The 20,145-nt window shown below is 71.6% G+C and carries 14 protein-coding genes and 1 pseudogene; 4 read left to right on the forward strand and 11 right to left on the reverse strand.

Annotated elements, in window-relative coordinates; translation table 11 throughout:
* Positions 1–224: 224 nt before the first annotated feature.
* The gene (locus H7H31_RS20050) at positions 225–941 is read left to right on the forward strand and encodes a copper homeostasis protein CutC (protein WP_187059998.1); all 717 of its coding nucleotides are present in this window, start codon (positions 225–227) and stop codon (positions 939–941) included.
* Positions 942–1,225: 284 nt separating this feature from the next.
* On the opposite strand, the gene H7H31_RS20055 is transcribed toward H7H31_RS20050, so the two are convergent.
* The 6 genes from H7H31_RS20055 to H7H31_RS20080 form a co-directional block, all read right to left on the reverse strand.
* Positions 1,226–1,741 carry a GNAT family N-acetyltransferase gene (locus H7H31_RS20055; protein WP_187059999.1) on the reverse strand — a complete coding sequence of 172 codons (516 nt, stop codon included), beginning with the start codon at positions 1,739–1,741 and terminating at the stop codon, positions 1,226–1,228.
* Positions 1,742–1,825: 84 nt separating this feature from the next.
* Positions 1,826–2,293: a barstar family protein gene (locus H7H31_RS20060; protein ID WP_187060000.1), complete on the reverse strand. Its 468-nt coding sequence runs from the start codon at positions 2,291–2,293 to the stop codon at positions 1,826–1,828.
* Positions 2,287–6,933: an RHS repeat-associated core domain-containing protein gene (locus H7H31_RS20065; RefSeq protein WP_187117988.1), complete on the reverse strand. Its 4,647-nt coding sequence runs from the start codon at positions 6,931–6,933 to the stop codon at positions 2,287–2,289. Before H7H31_RS20065 ends, H7H31_RS20060 begins: the two co-directional genes overlap by 7 nt.
* On the reverse strand, positions 6,933–7,421 hold the full coding sequence (locus H7H31_RS20070) for a hypothetical protein (protein WP_187060315.1): 489 nt from the start codon (positions 7,419–7,421) through the stop codon (positions 6,933–6,935). The genes H7H31_RS20065 and H7H31_RS20070 overlap by 1 nt, the downstream gene beginning before the upstream one ends.
* Entirely contained in the window at positions 7,414–7,869 is a 456-nt protein-coding gene (locus H7H31_RS20075; RefSeq protein WP_187060317.1) for an SseB family protein, read from the reverse strand. Before H7H31_RS20075 ends, H7H31_RS20070 begins: the two co-directional genes overlap by 8 nt.
* Positions 7,870–8,002: 133 nt before the next feature.
* Positions 8,003–10,324: a HelD family protein gene (locus H7H31_RS20080; protein WP_408647979.1), complete on the reverse strand. Its 2,322-nt coding sequence runs from the start codon at positions 10,322–10,324 to the stop codon at positions 8,003–8,005.
* A 505-nt stretch (positions 10,325–10,829) separates the two neighbouring features.
* Here H7H31_RS20080 and H7H31_RS20085 point away from each other — a divergent pair.
* Complete coding sequence (locus H7H31_RS20085; protein ID WP_187117989.1) at positions 10,830–11,072, forward strand: hypothetical protein; 243 nt, start codon at positions 10,830–10,832, stop codon at positions 11,070–11,072.
* A gap of 171 nt (positions 11,073–11,243) precedes the next feature.
* On the opposite strand, the gene H7H31_RS20090 is transcribed toward H7H31_RS20085, so the two are convergent.
* The 5 genes from H7H31_RS20090 to H7H31_RS20110 form a co-directional block, all read right to left on the reverse strand.
* Entirely contained in the window at positions 11,244–12,893 is a 1,650-nt protein-coding gene (locus tag H7H31_RS20090) for a DNA repair helicase XPB (protein WP_187059674.1), read from the reverse strand.
* A gap of 318 nt (positions 12,894–13,211) precedes the next feature.
* Positions 13,212–16,160: a helicase C-terminal domain-containing protein gene (locus H7H31_RS20095; protein WP_187061288.1), complete on the reverse strand. Its 2,949-nt coding sequence runs from the start codon at positions 16,158–16,160 to the stop codon at positions 13,212–13,214.
* A 622-nt stretch (positions 16,161–16,782) separates the two neighbouring features.
* Positions 16,783–17,067: a DUF7848 domain-containing protein gene (locus tag H7H31_RS20100; RefSeq protein WP_187061289.1), complete on the reverse strand. Its 285-nt coding sequence runs from the start codon at positions 17,065–17,067 to the stop codon at positions 16,783–16,785.
* 5 nt (positions 17,068–17,072) lie between these two features.
* On the reverse strand, positions 17,073–17,504 hold the full coding sequence (locus H7H31_RS20105; protein WP_187061290.1) for a hypothetical protein: 432 nt from the start codon (positions 17,502–17,504) through the stop codon (positions 17,073–17,075).
* Entirely contained in the window at positions 17,501–17,917 is a 417-nt protein-coding gene (locus H7H31_RS20110) for a hypothetical protein (RefSeq protein WP_187061291.1), read from the reverse strand. The genes H7H31_RS20105 and H7H31_RS20110 overlap by 4 nt, the downstream gene beginning before the upstream one ends.
* A 143-nt stretch (positions 17,918–18,060) precedes the next feature.
* Here H7H31_RS20110 and H7H31_RS34135 point away from each other — a divergent pair.
* Positions 18,061–18,264, forward strand: a pseudogene (locus H7H31_RS34135) (hypothetical protein); the annotation flags it as partial.
* A gap of 1,269 nt (positions 18,265–19,533) precedes the next feature.
* Positions 19,534–20,022, forward strand: coding sequence for a hypothetical protein (locus H7H31_RS20120; protein WP_187061292.1), 489 nt, complete (start codon positions 19,534–19,536; stop codon positions 20,020–20,022).
* Positions 20,023–20,145 lie beyond the last annotated feature (123 nt).

The raw sequence follows: 20,145 nt of genomic DNA on the forward strand, positions 1-20,145 counted from the left end.
CGGCATCGGCAGCGGCGGCAGCGGCGTCGTCCGGCTCGGCCGGGGTCGCGGGGCGCGGCTCGGGCGACGACGCGCCCGGGTCCTGGCGCCGGGGCCGGCCGGCGCGGCGGTCGCCGAAGGAGGCGTCGCCGGAAGGGGAATGGGGATGTGGCACGGGGGCTGGCATAGGCCAATTGTGAGGTACACCTTCCGGTCCCGGGCCGGGATGTGGCAGGCTGTGTTACATGTCTAGACCAATTCTTGAGGTGATCGCGCTCGGCGTGGACGACGCGATCGCGGCCGAGGCCGGAGGGGCGGATCGCCTCGAACTGGTCACCGACATGGCGGCCGACGGGCTCACCCCCACACTCGACGGCTTCGCCGCGATCCGGTCCGCCGTCGACCTCCCGCTGCGGGTCATGCTGCGCTCCGCCGACGGCTTCGCCGCGGGCGGCGAGAGCGTGGTGGCGGCCCTGTGCGCGAGCGCGCGAGCGCTCCGTGCCGAGGGCGCTGACCAGTTCGTCTTCGGTTTCCTGAACGAAGCGGGGCAGCCCGACCTGGCCACCGTGCGCGCGCTGGCCGAGGCCATCGACGGCGCCCCGTGGACCTTCCACCGCGCCATCGACCGGGCCGCCGACCGCGACCTGGCCCGCAAGCGGCTGATCGAACTGCCCGGCCTGGACACGTACTTGACGGCCGGCGCGGCGGCCGGCGTGGACGCCGGCCTGGACACGCTGGTGGCCGAGGCGAAGCGGGGCCAGGCCGGCGAACCCGGCTACGAGCCGACCATCCTCGTCGGCGGCGGCCTGCGCCTGGACCACCTGCCCGCGCTGCGCGAGGCGGGCGTCGACGCCTTCCACATCGGCGGCGCCGCCCGGCCCAAGGGCTGGTCAGGCCCGGTGGACACCGAGTCCGTCGCCGCCTGGCGCGCGGCGCTCGACACGCCGGTGAGCGTGGCCTGAGCTGAGCGCCTCGCCCGCGTCGGCCGCGCGTCCCTTCCGCTCCTGACAGGCCCTGTGGATCACACCCTCACCCCGCCGCGCTGACCCCGCGGACGACCCGGTACTTGAGGTGAGCCCGTTTCCGAGTGCCGGGCGCGAACGGCGGTGCGCCGGGCGCGGGCCGGGCCCCGGCCGCGCCGTCGCACGTACGGGGCGCGGGCGCGATCCGTGGCGTCGAGGCCCGTACGGGTCGCGAGCCGCCCCGCCGAGGGCGCGGGTGGGGCGGGGCGGGCCCCGCCCGACGCTCACCAAGCCGCGTCGACGAACCCCATCCGCCGGTTCATGGCGATCGCGCTCACGTTGGCCGGATGGTGGATCGTGCGGACCGTGGGCAGCCCGCACTCCCGCACGAAGGCCATGCCGTACGTCTTCATGGCCAGCGAGACGCCCCGCCCCCGGTAGGCGGCGCGCACCCCGGTCATCTCGTTCATCGCGAACGTGCTGTGCCGCGAGGTGGCCGCCATCCCCACCCACGCGTCGCCGTCCAACGCGAGCACGACGCCACGCGGGTCGTACGAGGGATCATCGAAGCGCCGCCGAACGAACTCCTCGTACGAGAAGAACTCCCCGCGCTCCGGTATGTCGGCGGAACACTCCTTGTTCAGCTCGTACAACGCCCGCCGGTGCTCCGGCGTGTCCCCCAACTCGGCGAGCGTGGTCAGCCGCAGACCAGCGGCCTGACAGCCACGCACGTACGACGCGAAGCGCTCCCCGTCGAACGCCGCCACGTCGAGTTCCAGCCGCACCCAGCGCTCGGCCACGCTTCCCTCCACTCCCCGCCGCGGGCTCGAACGCCCGTACGTTCCGTGGGGTCATCCTCGGTGCCGGTGGTGGTGGGCACAAGATCACGTCTTGGAGGCAGCACTCTGTAGGTGAGCGACCCCGGGTCCGTCGCACGTCAGAATGGTGCGAAACCGTGCTTGGGAGCTTCCGTCGACCCGCTCCACGCGGGACCATTCCTGCCCAGTCCGCAGCAGCATGTCGAGGAATTCGGGCAGCGCTTCGGGTTCGTCGACCAACAACTCGTGGGCTTCGTCGATCACGAGCACATAGTGTTCTGCGGGCAACCAGGAAAGGTCGCGCAAACAGTCGTTGAGTGCGGGAAAATTCCAGCCGAAGTAATCCGGCAGTTTGAATTCGTCGAAGAACTGCAGAAGGAGGCCATCTGAGTCTCGCATGCGGTGCCCGCTTAGCCACGCAGTGAAGGTGAGGCCGGGAGACGGGAGGAGTTGTCGAACTGATGCACAGGCATCTGGGCTGGTGATGCGCAGCCAAGGCTCGACACCGATCCAAGGGTCATGATCAGTCACCATTGAGGGCTTTCTACTACGATATATGTCTGATAATGCGTCGGAGTATAATATATGGAGCCGTCGCTGCCCCATACCGTTCTTTCCCCACCTGGCTTTGGGTTGTCACTTGACGCTGGCGCCCCATATTCGCGATAAGTGATCGGATTTCCTGTGGGGTCGGTCTGCGGGAGCATGTGGGCTCCCCCCTTACCATCATTGGCGAAGGGCTTCATCGTGAGGTTTGGACCGTGCCATTGGGCTCCCCAACCTGTGGCTTCCCGCCCGTACTTTTTGACGTCCTGGATAGAGCTCATCGCCTCGTCGGGTACACGGCTCGGTATCCATCCACCGAGCCTGCTTGTATCTCCGAGTTGAGTACCTGGCGCAGGGCTGGACGTGGGGCAGGGGCCGAGCCCTAAGGGGTCCGTCCAAGTAAGTGGATTATGGACATACGACAGAGGGTTGGGCGCCGCCTCCAACCCCAGCGGATCAGGGCTCGCATACCGACCGGTCTCCGGGTCGTAGTGGCGGAAGTAGTTGTAGTGCAGGCCCGTTTCCGGGTCGGCGTACTGGCCCGGGAAGCGGAGGGGGCAGTCGAGGTTCTGAGCGTGGGGTGGGGTGGGTAAGGGGGTGCCCCACAGGGTGGTGCGTGGGGACCAGGCCAGGGTGCCGGTCGGGGTGACGAGTTCCTGTGGGGTGCCGACCAGGTCGGTGACGATGGCGTGGAAGCGGGTGTCGGTCTGGGTGAGGACTCGGCTGAGTGACTCGGGTTGGGCGGGGGTGTGGTCGGTCTGGGTGAGCGGGCGGTGGGTGGCGGGGGCGTAGTCCCAGGTGGTGGCCGCTCCCGTGGTCGCGTCGCCGATCGCGACCTGCTCCGCCAGCCGGGTGCCGTCCCAGGAGAACCGGATCTCCTCCGCGACCTGTTCGCCGTCACCCCCCAGGCGCTGCTTGGTGGCGCGGCGGCCCAGCGGGTCGTAGGTGTAGCGCCAACGGGTGCCCTCCGGGGTGACCGCGGCGGTGAGGTGGTCCTCCGAGTCCCAGGTGTAGGTCCAAGTGCGGCGTTGGCCGTTGAGGAGGCGGCGGGTGCGGCGGGTGAGTCGGCCCTGGGCGTCGTGTTCGTACGTGGTGCGGCCCGCGCGGCGGATCAGGGTCCCGGTGAACTCGCGCTCGCCGGTGGAGGGGTGGTCAGGTGCGGTCGCGTCGGTGATGTTTCCCGCGCTGTCGTACGCGTAGCGCTCCGTCCAACCGTGTGCGTGGACCGCTGTGGCGCGGCCTGCCCGGTCCAGGTCGAAGCGACGCGTGCCCGTGGTGAGGTCGCGGATCTCGGTGAGTTGGTCGTCGGCACGGTAGGCGTACTCGCGGTGCTGGAGGAGGACATCCGCCGCGGTCCCCGACCGGTGGGTCAGCCGTTGGCTGTTGAGCCGGTCGAGCTCGTCCCAACGTTGGGTGAGGGTGACGTCCTCGCCGAGGGCGCGCGAGACCTCGCGTCCTGCCGCGTCGTGCGCGAAGCGCAGTTCGTGGCCGGCCGTGGTGAGCGTGGCGGGACGTTGCGCCGGGTCGTACGTCCACTGCGAGACCAGCCCTGACGGGGTGGTACGCGAGGTGCGACGGCCCGCCGCGTCGTAGGCGTAGCGCGTCGTACGCTCGTTGACCGTCTCGGTCAGGAGGCGGCCTGCCGCGTCGTAGCTTCGACGCAGGTCCGTGTCCGCGTTCCGGGCGCGCAGGAGTCGGCCACTCGCGTCATAGGCGTACGTGACGCCGGGGCGCTCACCGTCCGGGTGCGCCGCGACGGTGCGGCCCAGCGCGTCCCGCACGTAGCGGATCGTCTCCCCGGTTCCGTTGGTGCGTGCCGTGAGTCGTCCCGCCGCGTCGTGTGCGTACGACGTGCGACGGCCGTTGAAGTCCGTCTCCGTCGTCAGGCGGCCGGCCGCGTCGTACGCGTAGGTCCACGTCCGACCTTGGGGGTTGGTGACGGACGTCAGGCGCAGTTCGGTGTCGTAGGCGAAGGCGTATCGCGCGCCGTCGGTGGTGGTGTGGGTGGCGGGCAGGTCGAAGTGGGTGTGGGTGTGTCGGGTGATGTGGCCCGCGGTGTCGGTGTGTTCAGTGAGGTTGCCCTCGGCGTCCCAGGTCCAGGATTCGCGTGTCCCGTCGGGCCGCTCGCGCCAGGAGAGCTTGCCTTCCACGGTCCAGCCTTGGCGGGTGGTGTGCCCAAGGGGGTCGGTGATGGCGGTGACGCGGCCGTGGGTGGCACGACGCAGGGTGGTGGCGTGGCCCAGCGGGTCGGTGATCTCCACGGGGAGCCCGGCGGCGTTCGTCCTCAGACGGGTGGTGTTACCGAGGGGGTCACTGACGCTGGTGAGGTGCCCGGTCTCCTCGTCATACGTGTAGTGGGTCTGTGCCCCCGTCGGGTCCGTGGTCGTGAGGCGGTTGCCGTGGGCGTCGTACGTGTGCCGCCACAGCGCGCCGTCCGGCTCGCGCACCTCGACCGGTAACCCGAAAGCGTCGTACGTGGCGGTGGCGGTGCTGCCGTCCGGCCGCTCGACCTTGATGAGACGGTCGTCCTCGTCGTACGCGTACCGGGTGGTGTGGCCGAGCGCGTCGGTGACCGCCAGTGGGCGGTGCGGGCGGTCGGGGTGCCACTGGGTGCGGCGCGTGTGCCCGAGTGGGTCGGTCTCCGCCACCACCTTGTACGTCTCGTCGTAGACGTAGGTCGTCTCGTGGCCGAGGGAGTCCGTGTAGGTGGTGGTGCGCCGGGCGCTGTCGTAGTGCAGCCGACCGGTCATCATGTCGCCGCTGCCGATGGTGCGCAGCACGCGGCCCCGTCGGTCGTAGACGTAGCCGAAGCGGGTCCCGTTGCGGTCGGTCCAGGAGGTGATGCGATGGTCGGTGTCGTAGGTGAACCGCAGGGCCTCGCCGCTGGAGTTGATCACGTCGGTCAGGTTGCCGGCGGCGTCGTAGCGGTAGGAGACGAGTGTCGTGCCCGCCGGCGTCGCGCCCACGCCGAGGAGGCGGAGGGCGGTGATACGCGGTGGTCCCGAATCGGCTCCGGTCCCTGGCTCCCCTTCCGTAGGGACCGTCCCCGTCTGCCGAGGGGCGTGGTCGTGCCGGTTGTCTCCGGCGCCGGAGCCGTCCTCATGGCCGACGGAGGCCGCGCCGGGGCTGGTGTCCACCGCTATCCGGTAGCCACCGGAGTGCGTGACCTCCGTGGGCGTGCCCTGCGCGTCGTACGTGAACGTGATCGTGTCGCCGTTGTGGTCGCAGACGCTGACCAGGGGCAGTTCCGTGGGTTCCAGGCCCGGCAGCGGTGCGAAGCGCAGGGTTCGGTCGCGTTCTGGCTGGGTGAGCCGCATGGTGCCGCCCGCCGTGCCGTCCCAGTGCAGGGGCCAGCGGCGCCCGCCCTCCGGATAGGTGTCCTCGCCGGGCGTGGGAACCGGGTAGCGCAGCACCATCCCGTCGTCGGCCACGAAGACGACACCGTCACCGTCCAACTCCAGTCGCTGGTCCAGCGTGGCGGCCCAGGTCCGACCGAACCACCCGCCGCAAGGGTGGCCGGATACGAAGGCACGCTGGAGCACCAGCGGAAGCGCGCCCGGCAGGGACACGTCCACGGCCGACATGACCATCTCGCCCGTGGCTACGTCGATGGGTTCGCCGCACGTCGCCTTCTCGGGACCGCACTGGCGCTGGGTGCCCTCGCCGTCGGCGCGCTCCCGCGCCGCGCCGTCCCGACCCAGCTCCGCCTTGCGACGGTTGAGCCGCGTCGCCGCGTCCCGGCCCGACTTCATGGCGTCGCGCAACACACTGCCGCCACCGGTGGCGATGGCCAGCACCAGGGAGGGTGCCAGGCTGCCCATCGCCCGGTAGGGGTGGTCACTCCACTCGTCCCAGTTGGCCGCCGCCTTCAAGAAGCCCTGCGGATCCTTGGCCGCGTAGACCGCCCCATCGGTAGTCTGCGCCAACTGCATGGCGATGGCCTTCTCATCACCGGTGACAAAGGGTACGGCCAACTCGGCGATGTCGTTGATGGCGTGGTGGGCGCTCCACAGCGCCTCCTTGAGGTTCTCCTTCGCCGACTGGAACCCGCTCGGCTTGTCGGGCGCCTTCTCCGCCGCGGTGTCGATCTTCTTCTTCACCGCGTCGACGACCGGCTGCAGCTCCGCCCTGAGCGCCTCCAGGCGCCGTACGCACTCCTCCATCGCGGTGATGCCCGGGTTGGTGTCGGGCGGACGCTCCGGAAGCGTCTCGTCCTTGCGATCGATCGCCGCGTTGTAGTCGGCGACCCGTCGGTCGTGCCGCTTGGCGTCCGCGCGCGCGGTGTCGGCCGCCTCGATGATGGGCAGGCACCGCTTCTGCACGGTGCGGAGCTTGACCGCGTACGCGGCCAAGGCGCTGGCCGCGTCGGTGAACCGGTCCCGGGCCGACGTCAATTCCTTGGGGAGCCGGTCCACCGCCTTGCGGAAGGCTCCCGCGCCCTTGCCCTGCCAGTCGGCCAGGTGCAACGGACCCAGACGGTCGTGCCCGTCGCGGAACGCGCCCGCGTACGCGCGTAACTCCGCGACCAGCGAGTCGACGTCATCCGGCTCGCCCGGTATGAGGTCCTTGGCCGCGCAGCCCTCCGGGATGGCGGGCCGGGCCGGATTCCACCGCTCTGGCTCAGCCATCAGTCCTCATCCACGAAGTCCTGGAACTTCTTCCAGTGGTCGCTCTCACCGGGCCGCGGGTCCATTTCTGGGACGCCGTACTTCTTCGCCGCCCAGGTGCTCGCGTCCCCGATCGGCAACTTGGCGATGTTCGCGTCCGAGGGCCAGAAGTTCTCCACCTGAAGGATCTCGGCCAGCATGTACGCGGCGACCGCCTCGTACAGCCGATCCACCACCTCGTCCGCGTGCTCGGCGAGTTGCCGCATGCCAAAGCCCCACGACGAGACGAACTCCTGCCCCGCGTGCAGGATCTCCGGCGCGCCGGCATGCCGCAGGTACCCGGTCAGCCGCTCCTCGTCGCGGCCCATCGCACGAGCCGCCGCCACCGACTCCTCCAGCGGCAGAATGAGCCCCTTCACCTGGGCGATCTCCAGCCGGTAGCCGACATCGCCCTCCTCGTCGCCGACATCCCGGTCGTGATGGCCGTTCCACTCCTCGGGATCAGCCACCGACCCCCTCCTGGTGCTCCGCGTTCAACGCACCGACGGAAGGCAGGGGACGGTCGCTTCGTGTGGCGGGCGCCGGCACCGCCACCTCAGCGGCGTCCTCGACCAGCGCGCGCAGCACCTCCCCATCCAGGACGAGCGGTTGTTCACCCAACGGGTCCACCAACGCCCGCACCCCGTCGGGGAGCAACCCCACCAGGTCCTCAACCGTGGTGGAGGCCCAGTCACACGCACCCGCGTACAGCGCCAGACCGGACACCGACGTGAACACCGCGATCAGCGGCCCCTCGTCCGTCCGCGCCACCAGGAAACCAGGAGCGGCGGGCGGTCGTGGACGCTCGAAGTACAACCGGGTCGCCAGCAAGGCTGTTCGGCGGGCCGCCCGAGAAGCTCCGCCCGCCGCGCTGTCCGACACCAGATCCGCCAGCCGTAACCGGCCGTCACCGCTCACGCGGACACCCCCGAAGCCCCGCAGTCCCTGACGTTTGCCACAACCGGCACATGGTCACACGCTGTTGAGCAGTGCGCAACGCTGGGCTCGCACGCTGCCCGGGTCCCGCGCCCCGCCCGCCCCCGACGTCGCGCTACACCCCCACCCACCCCTCCCCCCGAGCGAGTTCCGCCGGTAGCGGCTGCGCGTGGACGATGGTCAGGCCCGACACGGCGCGGGTGAGGGCGACGTAGAGGCGGCGCAGGCCCGTGCGGTGGGCGGGGGGCTGGGGCGGGTGGGTGGCACCGGCCTCATCAGCGGGTTCGGTGGTCGGTCGCGCCGGTGGGCTCGACAGCAGCGGCTCGCCCGCGACCACCGCGGCCGGCTCGTCGAGGACCACGTAGTCGTACTCCAGGCCCTTGGCGAGCGAGGCCGGGACCAGGGTGAGGCGGGCGTCGGCCGTGGTCTCCTCGCCGGGGGAGAGGTGGCTGAGGCCGGCCGACGCGAGGGCCTCGGCGAGGGCAGGGACGCGGGCGTCGGCGGCGATGAGACCAATCGACCCTTCCTGGGTCAAGGCGCGTTGGCAGGCCGCGACCACCGCCGCGTCGAGCGCCGCTGTTCCCTCGCCCGCGTCCTCCGGGGCCACCCGGTGGAACTCCAGCGAGCCCGGGGATTCCCGGACCGAGGTCGCCTCCGTCAGGTCGGGGGCGATCGAGGGCAGCAGCCGCGACGCGTACGCGATCACCTCGCGCGGCACGCGGAAGCCGCGCGTCAACTCTTCGACCCGGGCCTCCGGCTTGCCCAGATGGTGCAGCGCCTCGGCCCAACTGCCGGTGGCCCACGGGGTGGTGCCCTGCGCGATGTCGCCGAGGATGGTCGCCGAACCCGTCGTGCAGCGCCGGCCCACCGCGCGGTACTGCATCGGCGACAGGTCCTGCGCCTCGTCCAGGACCACGTGCCCGAGCGAGGGCGTGCGCTCGATCAGGTCGGCCGCCTCGTCGATCAACACCGCGTCCGCCGCCGACCACTTCGCCGACTTCGGGCCGCGGGCCGGCTTCTCCCACAGCAGCGTGCGCTGCTCCTCCTCGGTGAGGATGCCCGCCGCGTGCTCGGCCAGCGCGTCCGCGTCCGAGAGCAGTCGCAGCACCAGCTTGACCGGGTCGACCGCCGGCCAGATCTCCTTGACCGCCGCCTTCACCGCCGCGTTGCGGGCCACCGCGTCCTGCACCCGGTCGTCCGGGGCCTCGCCGGACTGCTCCATGCGCACCAGTACGGCGTGCGCGATGCGCTGCGGCAGGGCCGCCCGAGCCGCCCCGTACCGGATGTCGCGGGCCAGCAACTCCCGTACGATCTCCTCCACTTCGTACGCCGGCACCCGCCACCGTCGCGAGCCGCGCACCACGACCACCGACTCCCGTGGCATCCGTACCCCGGAGCGGAGCGCGCGGCGCAGCACCTCGGCCATGCGCGCGTCGCCCTTGATCCGGGCCCGCTCCGCGCTGTCCGTGCCGCGCACCTCCACGTGCGCCACCAGGTCGGCCACCGTCGCCTGCTTGACCTGCAGTTCGCCGAGCGCCGGCAGCACCTGCTCGATGTAGTGCAGGAAGGACTGGTTGGGGCCGATGACCAGGGTGCCGGTGCGGGCCAGCCGCTCGCGGTGCGCGTACAGCAGGTAGGCCACCCGGTGCAGACCGACGGCGGTCTTTCCGGTGCCGGGCGCGCCCTGCACGCAGACCGTGCCCCCGATGCCGGCGCGGACGATCTCGTCCTGTTCCGGCTGGATCGTGGCGACGATGTCGCGCATCGGGCCGACGCGGGGCCGCTCGATCTCGGACTGGAGGAGCCTGCTGGTGCGTTCGCCGCCGTCGGCGCCGGGGCCGCTGAGCGGTTCGTCCTCGTACGCGGTCAACTCTCCGCCGGTGTAGCCGAAGCGCCGGCGCAGTACGACGTCCATCGGCTTCTTCGGGGACGCCTGGTAGAAGGGTTGGGAGATGGGCGCGCGCCAGTCGATGACCATGGGCTCGCCGTCGGCGTCGTGCACGTGCCGGCGCCCGATGTAGAACCGGTCGCCGACCTCGTCCACCGTGCTCCCCGTGGCCGGCCGGCCGGCCGGGGTGGGCGCGGCGGGCGTCTCGGTGGTGTGGTGGTCGTGCCCGTAGTCGAGGCGGCCGAAGAACAGCGGGGTGTCGGACAGGTCGGCGAGCGCCTTGATCCGCTCGTCGATGGTGTGCCGCAGGGACTCGGCGCTCACCCAGTTCCCGGCCGTGTCCCGCGTGTCGAGCGACTCCGCGTCCTGGCGCATGGCCCGCAGCGCGGCCCGGGAGGCGGCCAGGTGCGCGCGCTCCCTGGCGAGCGGCCCAGCGTCGGCGGTCCCGACCTCGCCGGCGGTCGGGTCCGCGCCGCCCGAGGGCGGTTCGGGTGGCTCATCGGCGCTGGTGGGCAGGGGTGCGGCGGGTTGCTGGGCGTGCGACGGCACGGTGTGGCCTCCGGCTGTTGTACGAGGGCGTACCAAGCGCGCGTGGGCGCCCGCGTGCGCCGACGGGCGCGCGAGGGCGCACGTCGGCGCATGACGCCTACGCGCGGATGTGAGCGAAGACCGCCCGGTTTCCGTCCGGACGGCGGCGCTCCCTGGCGGTGAGGGAGGCGGGGAACCCGGCGTGGCCGGGGAAGAGCGAGAGTTTAACCATGAGGTCAGGTGGACGCGACTGGTTTTTCACGGGACCGGCCGCGGCCCGCACCGCCAGCCCGGGACGCGGGCGGGGGGCGGCCGGGACGCGCCGACGGGACGGGGTCGAGGGGTGGGCGGTGGCGTGGGCGGGGCGGCGTCGAGCGGCAGCCGGTGGTGGGCTCGGGCGGGGATCTCAGGGTTGGTCTCCACCTCCCGTAGGGGTCGCCATAGGACCGCAGGGGGAGGGGCGCCCACCGACGTTTACATCGGCAGGCCGATGCCCGAGCTGCTCGCGGAATCGATGATGGAGTACATGAGCATCGCGACCATCACCTCAGCGCCCCTCGCCCCCACGACCAGTAGCCGCGGCTCCTCGCCGCTGGCCTCCGCGTCCCCGGCCGTCTGCGCCACCGCCTCCGCGCCGCGCACCGGCGAACTTCCGCGCCCCCGCCGCCCGCTGGGCACGGCGTTGCACGCGGTGAAGTCCTTCGCCGGCGCCGCGTTCAGCGTGGCCGTGCTCGGCGACTACAAGGACGCGGGCGTGAAGAAGAAGTAGCCCCCACCGGCCGCCGCGCACGCGACCGGCCCCCTCCTACCCCCGCCCCGTTCGCGACCGCCGGCCCGCGAACCCGTCCGCACGACACACCCTCCTACGGCTCGCCGCGCCCAGCCCACCTCACACCACCCACCTCACACCACCCGCCTTCACGACGGCCGCACGACGACCTCACACGTCCTCGTCCGCGAGGAGTTCGCTCGCGTCGACGATCCGGTACGCGTAGCCCTGCTCGGCCAGGAACCGCTGGCGGTGGGCCGCGAAGTCCTGGTCGATCGTGTCGCGGGCGACCACCGAGTAGAACCTGGCCTCGTGCCCGTCCGCCTTCGGCCGCAGCACCCGCCCGAGCCGCTGGGCCTCCTCCTGCCGCGACCCGAACGTGCCCGAGACCTGGATGGCCACCGTCGCCTCGGGCAGGTCGATGGAGAAGTTGGCCACCTTGGAGACGACGAGGACGGACAGCTCGCCGGCCCGGAAGGCGTCGAACAGCCGCTCCCGCTGGGCGTTGGTCGTCTCACCCTTGATCACCGGTGCGCCCAGGTGCTCGCCGAGTTCGTCGAGCTGGTCGATGTACTGCCCGATGACCAGCGTCTGCTCGCCCTCGTGCCGCTTGACCAGCGCCTCGGTGATCCGCCGCTTGGAGGCGGTGGTCGCGCAGTAGCGGTACTTCTCCTCGGCCTCGGCGGTCGCGTACGTGAGGCGCTCGCTGTCGGTCAGGTTGACGCGCACCTCGACGCAGTCGGCGGGCGCGATGTAGCCCTGCGCCTCGATCTCCTTCCACGGCGCGTCGAAGCGCTTGGGGCCGATGAGCGAGAAGACGTCCGACTCGCGGCCGTCCTCCCGTACGAGCGTCGCGGTCAGGCCGAGCCGGCGGCGTGCCTGGAGGTCGGCGGTGAACTTGAACACCGGCGCCGGCAGCAGGTGCACCTCGTCGTAGACGATCAGCCCCCAGTCCCGCGAGTCGAACAGCTCCAGATGCGGGTAGATCCCCTTCCGCTTGGTCGTCAGCACCTGGTACGTGGCGATGGTGACCGGCCGGATCTCCTTCTTCGTGCCGCTGTACTCGCCGATCTCGTCCTCGGTCAGCGAGGTGCGCCGTACCAGTTCGTGCTTCCACTGCCGGGCCGAGACGGTGTTGGTGACCAGGATCAGCGTGGTCGCCTTGGCCTCGGCCATCGCGCCGGCGCCCACCAGCGTCTTGCCCGCGCCACAGGGCAGCACGACCACGCCGGAGCCGCCGTGCCAGAAGCCTTCGACGGCCTGCTTCTGGTACGGGCGCAGCGACCACTCGCTCTCGTCCAGCTCGATCGCGTGCGCCTCGCCGTCCACGTACCCGGCGAGGTCCTCGGCCGGCCAGCCCAGCTTGAGCAGGGTCTGCTTGATCTGGCCGCGCTCGGACGGGTGCACCACGACGGTGTCCTCGTCGACGCGCGCCCCGACCAGCGGCTGCACCTTCTTCGAGCGCAGCACCTCCTCAAGCACCGGTCGGTCGCTGCTCTCCAGGACCAGCCCGTGCGTGGGGTGCTTGAGCAGCCGCAGCCGCCCGTAGCGGGCCATCGTCTCGGCGACGTCCACGAGCAGGGCGTGCGGCACCGGGTACCGGGAGAACTCCACGAGCGCGTCCACCACCTGCTCGGCGTCGTGCCCGGCGGCCCTGGCGTTCCACAGGCCGAGCGGGGTGACCCGGTAGGTGTGCATGTGCTCCGGCGCGCGCTCCAGCTCCGCGAACGGGGCGATGGCCCGACGGCAGGCGTCGGCCTGGTCGTGGTCCACCTCCAGGAGGAGTGTCTTGTCGCTCTGGACGATGAGGGGTCCGTTCACGTTGCCTCGCCCTTTCCGCTGGTGACCGGTTCCACTGGTGACCGGCTGGCATCGGCGACCACCCGGGCCGCCCTGGACCGCGCGAGCGCGCCGCGGGGGCGGCGGCAGGTACGGCGTCCGGGGGCCGCCGCGCGATGGGCGGCCAAACAGCCAGTGTCGCTCATCGCGGCGGGGCGCCGGGGTGGGATCGGTCACGCGGGGGTGGTGGGCCGCTTGGGAGGGCTGTTCGGGCGGGCCATGAGCGAGGTCCCGCGCGGGCGCTGACCTGCGGGGTTGGGCCGGGGCGTCGGAGCGGGGGCCGACGGCGGTCGCTCGGGCTCACAACGAGTCGTCGGCCAGTTCGGCGACGCCCGTGATGCGGTGCAGCGGGTAGGTGCGGACCTCGTCGGCGGTGTGGTCGTACCCCGTGACGAACCCGCCCTCGACCCGCACCGGGGCGATCACCCGTTGGCTGGCGGCGCCGTCCGCGTTGACGTACCCGATCCACACGGCGGAGCCGGTGAGCGCCGCGGCCTGCATGGTGGCCAGGGTCTCGGCGGACGTGGTGCGCGGGAGCCGGCCCGCGGTGGTGGCCGGCGCGGGCCGGTCGGTGGCCGGGCCCGGGGCGGCGTCGGGGCCGGCCTCGTCGTCGCCGCTCGTCGCGGCCGGCTTGTGCGCGGCCGTCGCCGCCAGGTCGCCGGCGCGGATCGCCCGCACCGCCGCGTGCAGCAGCGTCTCGTCCGGCACCGGCGGCCCGTCGGGTACGGGGGCCGGCGCGGAGCGCGGCGGGGTGCGGTACGCGTCGGCCCGCGTCACCAGCACGTCGCCCTCCGCGGACTCGGCCGCTGGCGCGTACCCCATCTCGCGCAGCCGCTCCAGGAGCGCCGCGGGGTCCGCCTGGGCGGCCAGCACGGTCGGCGCGAGCCGGCGCAACCGCAGCCCCGACGAGCGCCGGTCGGCCAGGATCTCGGCCAGCAGCGCGTCGTCGTCGCAGCGCACGTACGCGGAGGCCGCGCCCACCCGCAACTGGCCGTGTCGGCGCGCCACGTCGTCGATCAGGTACGCCAGCGGCTGCGGCACCGGCGTACGGGAGTGCTCGGCGAGGAAAGCGTGCAGGTCAGCGGCGGTGCGGCCGGTGTCGAGCGCGCGGCGTACGGAGGTGGGCGTGAAGCGGTAGACCGTCGCGCCGCCCTTGGACTCGACATCGGCGAGGACGCCGAGCACGTCGGCGAGGTGGCGTTCGAGCGGCCCCGGCGCGACGGCGGTCAGGTCGGCCTGGAGGAGTACGTGGTCCAGCGGCTGCGGGAGCAGCGGGGCCAGCAGCCGCGCGGCGGCGGCGCCGGAGGCCGCCAGTTCGGCGGGGGTCGGGGTGGCTACTGGCTGTCGGGCGAGGTCGGGCTGTTCGGTGGGTGCTTCGTCCGTCGGGGGTGGCTCTGGTGGCGCGCTCGGGCCGATGAGCGCGCGGCCGTGCGCCGCGAGCGCCCCGCGACCGGTCACGCCGAGTTCCTCCGCCTCGGCGAGGGCCCAGCGGGCGTACTGGGAACGCGGGTCGTCGCCCGGGGGCGCGTCGGCCCCGGCCGCGCCCCGCAACGGCCGCTCCCACGCCAACCTGGCCAGCAACGCGTCGGCCGGCACCGCGGCGCCGGCCGGCAGGGAGGCCAGCAACCCGAGCACGCGCCGGCGCACCTCCGGCGCGGCACCCCGGTCCAGATCGGGCCCGAGCGCCGCCAGCGTGCGCCCCTTGGCGTCCCGGCCACCGACGAGCCCCGGCGTACGGGTGGCCACCAGCCAGGCGGTGGCGAGCCTGGCCCACCGCTGCTCGGCGGACAGCCGCAGCCACTCGTCGTACGCCGGCGTCGGCGCGAACCGCTCGTCCGCCTCCCCGTCCGAGGCCAGCAGCCCGGCCGCGTACGCCAGCTCGATCCAGAACGCGGCCATCGACTCGGTCACGTCGAGTGCGCCGGCGGTCCGCTTGAGGTCGCGCACGCTCAATCCGCCGGCGCGCAACACGGCGGGCCCGCCGCTCTGCCACTCGGTGAGCAGCTCCTCCACCGTCGCCAGGGCGGTGTACGCCTGGCCGGCCGCCGCGCTGTCCACAACCTGTGGACGCCACTCGGCCAGCGGCGCGAGCGGTGGTGGCACCGGTTCGACGCCGCGGTGCGCCCGCCCGCCGCGCAGGTGCAGCGCGACCTCGCGCGGCAGGACGACGTTGCGGGGGCCCGCGGGCAGCAGGAGGCCACAGGCCAGCAACCAGCGCAGGTGCGGCGCGGGACCGGAGGCGGCGTGCGCGGGCTCGCCCTGTGCGCTGGCGTGCGCCTGCGGCGCGCCGGCCGGCCCGGGGGCGGGTTGCGGGGCCTGGCCCACGCCGTTCTCCGCCGCGGCCGTCTCGGCGGTGGCGGCGGACACGGAGCCGTACGGCGGCCCCCACATCAGCTTCCGCAATACGGCCCGCGCCTGCGGCGGCGCCTGGTCGAGCAGCGCCGCCATCCGCGTACGGTCGCTGAACAGGCTGGTCAGGGCCGCGACAGCGGTCACGGGATCATGAGTGGCCGGCAACCCCGCCGCGCCGATGACCTCCTGCAACCGCCCGGGCGACATCCCCGCCGTGGCCTCCGCGACGGTCGGCCCGAGCCCGGTGGGCGAGGGCCTGTTGGCGGCCGGCGCGAGCAGTTCGCGGGCGGTACGGATGAGGCGCAGCCGGTCGTCCCCGCCCCACACCAACGCCTGCCGCCGCAACGTCGCCACGGCGCGCGGCAGCGCGGCCCGGATATCGTCGGCGGTCGTGTTGGCGGAGGTGGCGTTGTCGACGGGGCCCTCGCTCGGGGCGGCGCCTGGGTTCTTGCTCGGGCCGGGGCCGGACTGCGAGGGCGGGTCCGAGTGCTCGCCAGCGCCCGGGCTCAGCGCCGGGGGCGCGTGCGGGTCGGCGTTCGCGCCGGGGCCCGGCTCCGGGGGCGTGTCGGGGTCGCCGGTCAGCAGGTCGCGCAGCGTCTCGTACGGGCACGGGTCGGGCGCCACGGCCAGCGCCTCGGCTACCTGGAGCGCGAACCGGTCCAACCGCTCGACGGCCCGTACGACCGATGCCCGGGTGCCCGCCCTGGTGGCGAGCTGGGTGAGGTCGTTCGGCACCGGGTTGAGCAGGTCAGGCCGGGCGCGCAGCAACAGTTCGAGCGCGCTGTCGGGGCGCCCCCGCAACTCTTCCGCCAGCGTGCGCGGCGCCCCACGGGCGCCGCCGTCGCGCTGCCCGGCTCCCCGGGTCCTGCGTGCCGCTCGATCCCGCGAGGTGGTCATTCGGACCACGGTACCGGGTGGGTGGCTGCCGCCCTATGAGTCACGCAACGCGGGGCGGGCGACACGAGCGGGGCTCGATTGAGCCTCGGGTGGGGGTGGGGGGCCCGCGCGCGGGGGGACCCAGGAACCTGGCGTACGGAGGACATCTGTCAGCGGGGGACCATCCCCGCGCGCGCGGGGACCAGGAACAGTCGGGCGGGTCGGTCGGGTCGGGTCGGGTCGGGGACCATCCCCGCGCGCGGGGACCAGACGGTGCGAAGCAATCGGCGGACCCGGGAACAGGGACCATCCCCGCGCGCGCGGGGACCAGAGCAATTGACCTGCGGCTTAATCGCGCGGGACCCCGGTTTTTTGCAACTTCCACGAACTCCGACCTATCGCTCAAACTCGGTAGATCGCCCACAACGCCCCCTTGCTGAGCAGGCTTCACAGACTATCTGCGCTCGCACGCGCGAGGCTGACGGACAAGAATGTTGGGCCACCAACTCGCCGGCCAGGCTGACCCCGTTCGCAAGGCGGCACACCCAACGTCGCCCACGGCCACCCGACCCGCCCGCCAATGCGCTCCCCGCCGCAGGCGCCAGCACCCCACACCACAGCACGCACTGCCTCCTCACCCCGCCTACGGATCAGCACTCGGCCCGATGTCCTCACCGGGGGTGACCAGCCACCGCAAGGTCACGTGGGCGGTGTAGCGGAGGTGGCGTCCGTCGGGGTGGTCGCGGGCCGCGTGTCTGGTGCACCAGCGTTGAGCCTGCTGGTGTTGGCCGGTGATGGATTGCGACGGTTCGGGTTCCGGTGACTGCTCAGTGCAGGTCAGGCACGTGGCGCGGACGGTGTACGGGTCGGCTGCCGGATCAGGAGCCAGGTTCATTTCGACGTAGCGGTAGCGGCGTCGGTGGGTCATGGCGGTTACCGGTTGGTGTGGGGGCCGTGGGCGGCGTGGACGGCGGGGGTGAGGGCGGCGGCGAGGTAGGCGGGTTCGGTGAGGGAGCGGCCGGACCAGTTGTGCGGGACGTACCAGTGCAACCCCGGGCCCGTACGGCGATGCGTCGGCGGGATGCCGACGTAGTGCACTCCTGGCCTGGCGGGCAGCACGGCCACGTGGGGGTGTAGGCGTTGCCAGTGGATGAAGTCGTGTGCTTCGCCCGGTGGCAGGAGCCAGTAGGTGGAGCAGGTGTACGGGTCCACGATGGCCGCGCAGTCGTGTGGGCCGTTGAGGATGGGGAAGGCCCAGCGGGCGGTGGCGGCGTCGGCGCGTACGGCGTCCCAGTCCCGGCCGGCGGGCAGCAGCGAGACGGTGTCGCTGCGCGGCGGGCACCAGTCGAGTCTCGTGTCCGTCATGATGCTGGCCGCCCGGGGCGCGAGTTGTTCTGGACGGCTTCGAGTGCGGCGAGCAGACGGACGCAGTCGGTCAACAGCCGCTTGGCGTCCGGCTTGACGCGCCAGTACGTGGTGCGCGTCCGCGCCATGCCCGGCACGAAGATCTTTCCCTCGTCGCCCGTCGTGTCCGCCTCGGGCGGCAGCGCGCGTTCCTCGGCCGAGCCGAACGGAACGAGCCAGGTCATGGTGTGTACGAGGTCGTCCTGGATGACGGCGCCACTGTCCTCGCCGAGTTCGGCCAGCACGCGGTTGCCCAGCCAGGTCGGCAGGCTGATGACGTGCCAACCGTGCTGACCGATGGAGGACCAGTTGACGCCCTCACCGGGCGGAATCCAGTCGTACGGGGCACACGTAAGAGTTGCTTCGGTCGGCATAGCCCTGCCTCCGGCGTTGCTGTGGAATCCTACGCCTCAAGCCTCGGCCAATCGGGACAACTCCGGTATGACCGAGGGGGGTTACCGTCTTGGTAACGCTCCTGCGCTCCCGAGTCGTGGCAGCTTCGTTCCTATCTACCTCTATGGAGTTGCTAGTGGGTTCGTCAGGTCTGCTCAACTCAGCGGTGCTCGATCGAGACGATGTGCGGAGGGCGCTGGCCGAGCACGATTTCGCTGTGGCCTTCGCTCTCATCAAGAAATGGGGCGGGCTGAGCCAGAACAGGATCGCTGCGGCATGCCAGATGTCGCCCGGCAAGGTGTCCCTCATTATGAGTGGCCAGCAACAGGTCACAAGCTTCGAAGTTATCCGCCGCATCGCTGATGGCCTGGGCATTCCCGGCAGGTTGCTCGGGCTTGCGAAGCGCCCATGGGAAGAGAATGGTCGAGCACCAACGCTAAACTTGCCAGAGCAGCCGAGCAATTGGCCCGTGGGAGAGGTGCCATGGCGGTCTGAGGCTGCTGCCGTTGTGGCAGATCGCTTGACGAGGAGCGACCTCATGATGGACCGTCGCGCCGTAACGCGCGCCATGTCTGCGGCTGCTGTCGGTGGTGCTGCTCTCCTCGACCCCCTGGAAGGCTGGCTGCAACCTGCCGTAGCCGCCGTAGACGCACGGCGCAACAGAGGTGGCCGCCTTGGCGACCAGGAGGTATTGGAGTTAGAGGCTACCACGCGTGTCTTTCGCGCATGGGACCACAAGTACGGGGGTGGCCTGCGTCGTAAGGCCGTCTTGGGTCAATTGAACGAAGTAGCCGCGCACCTCGCTGACGGCCAGGTATCGAGTATCGAACGGCGGCTGTACCAGGTCATGGCCCAGCTAGCTGGGACTGCGGCCACGATGGCCTGGGATAGTGGCTTGCAAGGACGAGCCCAGGCATATTACCGATTGGCGTTGCATAGCGCGCATGCTGGGGGTGATCGGGCTTTCGGCGTGAATGTGCTAGCCGGCATGGCACGGCAGATGCTCTATTGTCGGCGGCCAGGAGATGCCCTCGAATTGGTACGGATTGCTCAGCAAGGCGCACGGTTTGAGGTCGGATCCAGAGTCTTGGCGATGCTCTACAGTCGCGAGGCATGGGCGTACGCTGCCATGGGGCGCTGCCGTGCTTTCCAGCGCTCGATGACCCAGGCAGCAGAAACGCTTGCCGGTGCTGACCCGAGCAAAGAACCTTACTGGATTGCCTACTTCGATGAGGCTGAGCTAGCTGGAGTCACAGGTGGCAGGCTCCTGGATCTCGCCCGACAGGACCCGGTTATGCACGCTGAGGCGGCAGCCGAGTCCATTCAACAGGCACTGGAGGCCCGAGGCGCAGGGGCAGGACGAAGCTTTGCCTTAGACACGATCGGCCTTGCCGAATGCCGTTTTCTCATGGGAGATGTCACCGGAGCGGTAACTGCGACTCACCGTGCAGCGGACGCCGCTGCACGAACCCAGTCGGGACGTGTACGGGAGCGGCTGGGAGCGTTGTACCCCTATACGGTGGGCCAGTCTGCGTCGCAGCCGTTGCGTGAAGCGGCAATCGGCTGCGGGAATTGCTGTCGAATTGAGGGAGCGCGCGTGACCACTCTGGCCGTAACGGGGCACATGGACCTGACCGACGCCACCACCGCCCTCGTACGCGAGGCCCTGCGACATGTCATCACTCAGCATCGTGACGACGAGCTGACGGGCGTATCCTGCATCGCGGCCGGAGCGGACTCGCTGTTCGCCGAGGTCGTGTTGGAGGCGGGCGGGCGCCTGGTCGTCATCGTCCCGTCGAGGGACTATCGAGAAGCCAAGGTCAAGCCTGCCCACGCGGACACCTTCGACCGGTTGTGCCTGGCCGCTCACGAAACCCTCGTCATGCCCCACGAAACGGCGAACCGGGCTGCCTACGAGTCCGCCAACGCGGTGCTGCTGGAGCGGGCTGACCGGCTGGTTGCAGTGTGGGACGGCGCACCCCCGAGCGGCAAGGGCGGGGGGACGGCCGATGTGGTGGCGGGAGCACGGGAGATGGACATTCCCGTGGATGTCGTCTGGCCCGAGGGGGCGCGGCGGGGGAGGTGATGGGGCGGGGGTGTGGTCGGGTGTGGGCGGGACAGCCCCGCGCGTGCGGGGACCAGGCCAAGAAGGCGGGCAAGTGGAAAGCCACGTGGGGGCCACCCCCGCGCGCGGGGACCAGAGCAATTG

Source organism: Streptomyces buecherae, from assembly GCF_014295035.1.
Taxonomy (GTDB): Bacteria; Actinomycetota; Actinomycetes; order Streptomycetales; family Streptomycetaceae; genus Streptomyces; species Streptomyces youssoufiensis.

What these genes read in the sequence shown, in the direction of transcription:
- H7H31_RS20050 (WP_187059998.1), top strand. Translation starts at nt 225, where the DNA reads ATGTCTAGACCAATTCTTGAGGTGATCGCGCTCGGCGTGGACGACGCG.
- H7H31_RS20060 (WP_187060000.1), bottom strand. Translation starts at nt 2,293, where the DNA reads ATGGTGACTGATCATGACCCTTGGATCGGTGTCGAGCCTTGGCTGCGC.
- H7H31_RS20065 (WP_187117988.1), bottom strand. Translation starts at nt 6,933, where the DNA reads ATGGCTGAGCCAGAGCGGTGGAATCCGGCCCGGCCCGCCATCCCGGAG.
- H7H31_RS20085 (WP_187117989.1), top strand. Translation starts at nt 10,830, where the DNA reads ATGAGCATCGCGACCATCACCTCAGCGCCCCTCGCCCCCACGACCAGT.
- H7H31_RS20095 (WP_187061288.1), bottom strand. Translation starts at nt 16,160, where the DNA reads ATGACCACCTCGCGGGATCGAGCGGCACGCAGGACCCGGGGAGCCGGG.
- H7H31_RS20100 (WP_187061289.1), bottom strand. Translation starts at nt 17,067, where the DNA reads ATGACCCACCGACGCCGCTACCGCTACGTCGAAATGAACCTGGCTCCT.
- H7H31_RS20105 (WP_187061290.1), bottom strand. Translation starts at nt 17,504, where the DNA reads ATGACGGACACGAGACTCGACTGGTGCCCGCCGCGCAGCGACACCGTC.
- H7H31_RS20110 (WP_187061291.1), bottom strand. Translation starts at nt 17,917, where the DNA reads ATGCCGACCGAAGCAACTCTTACGTGTGCCCCGTACGACTGGATTCCG.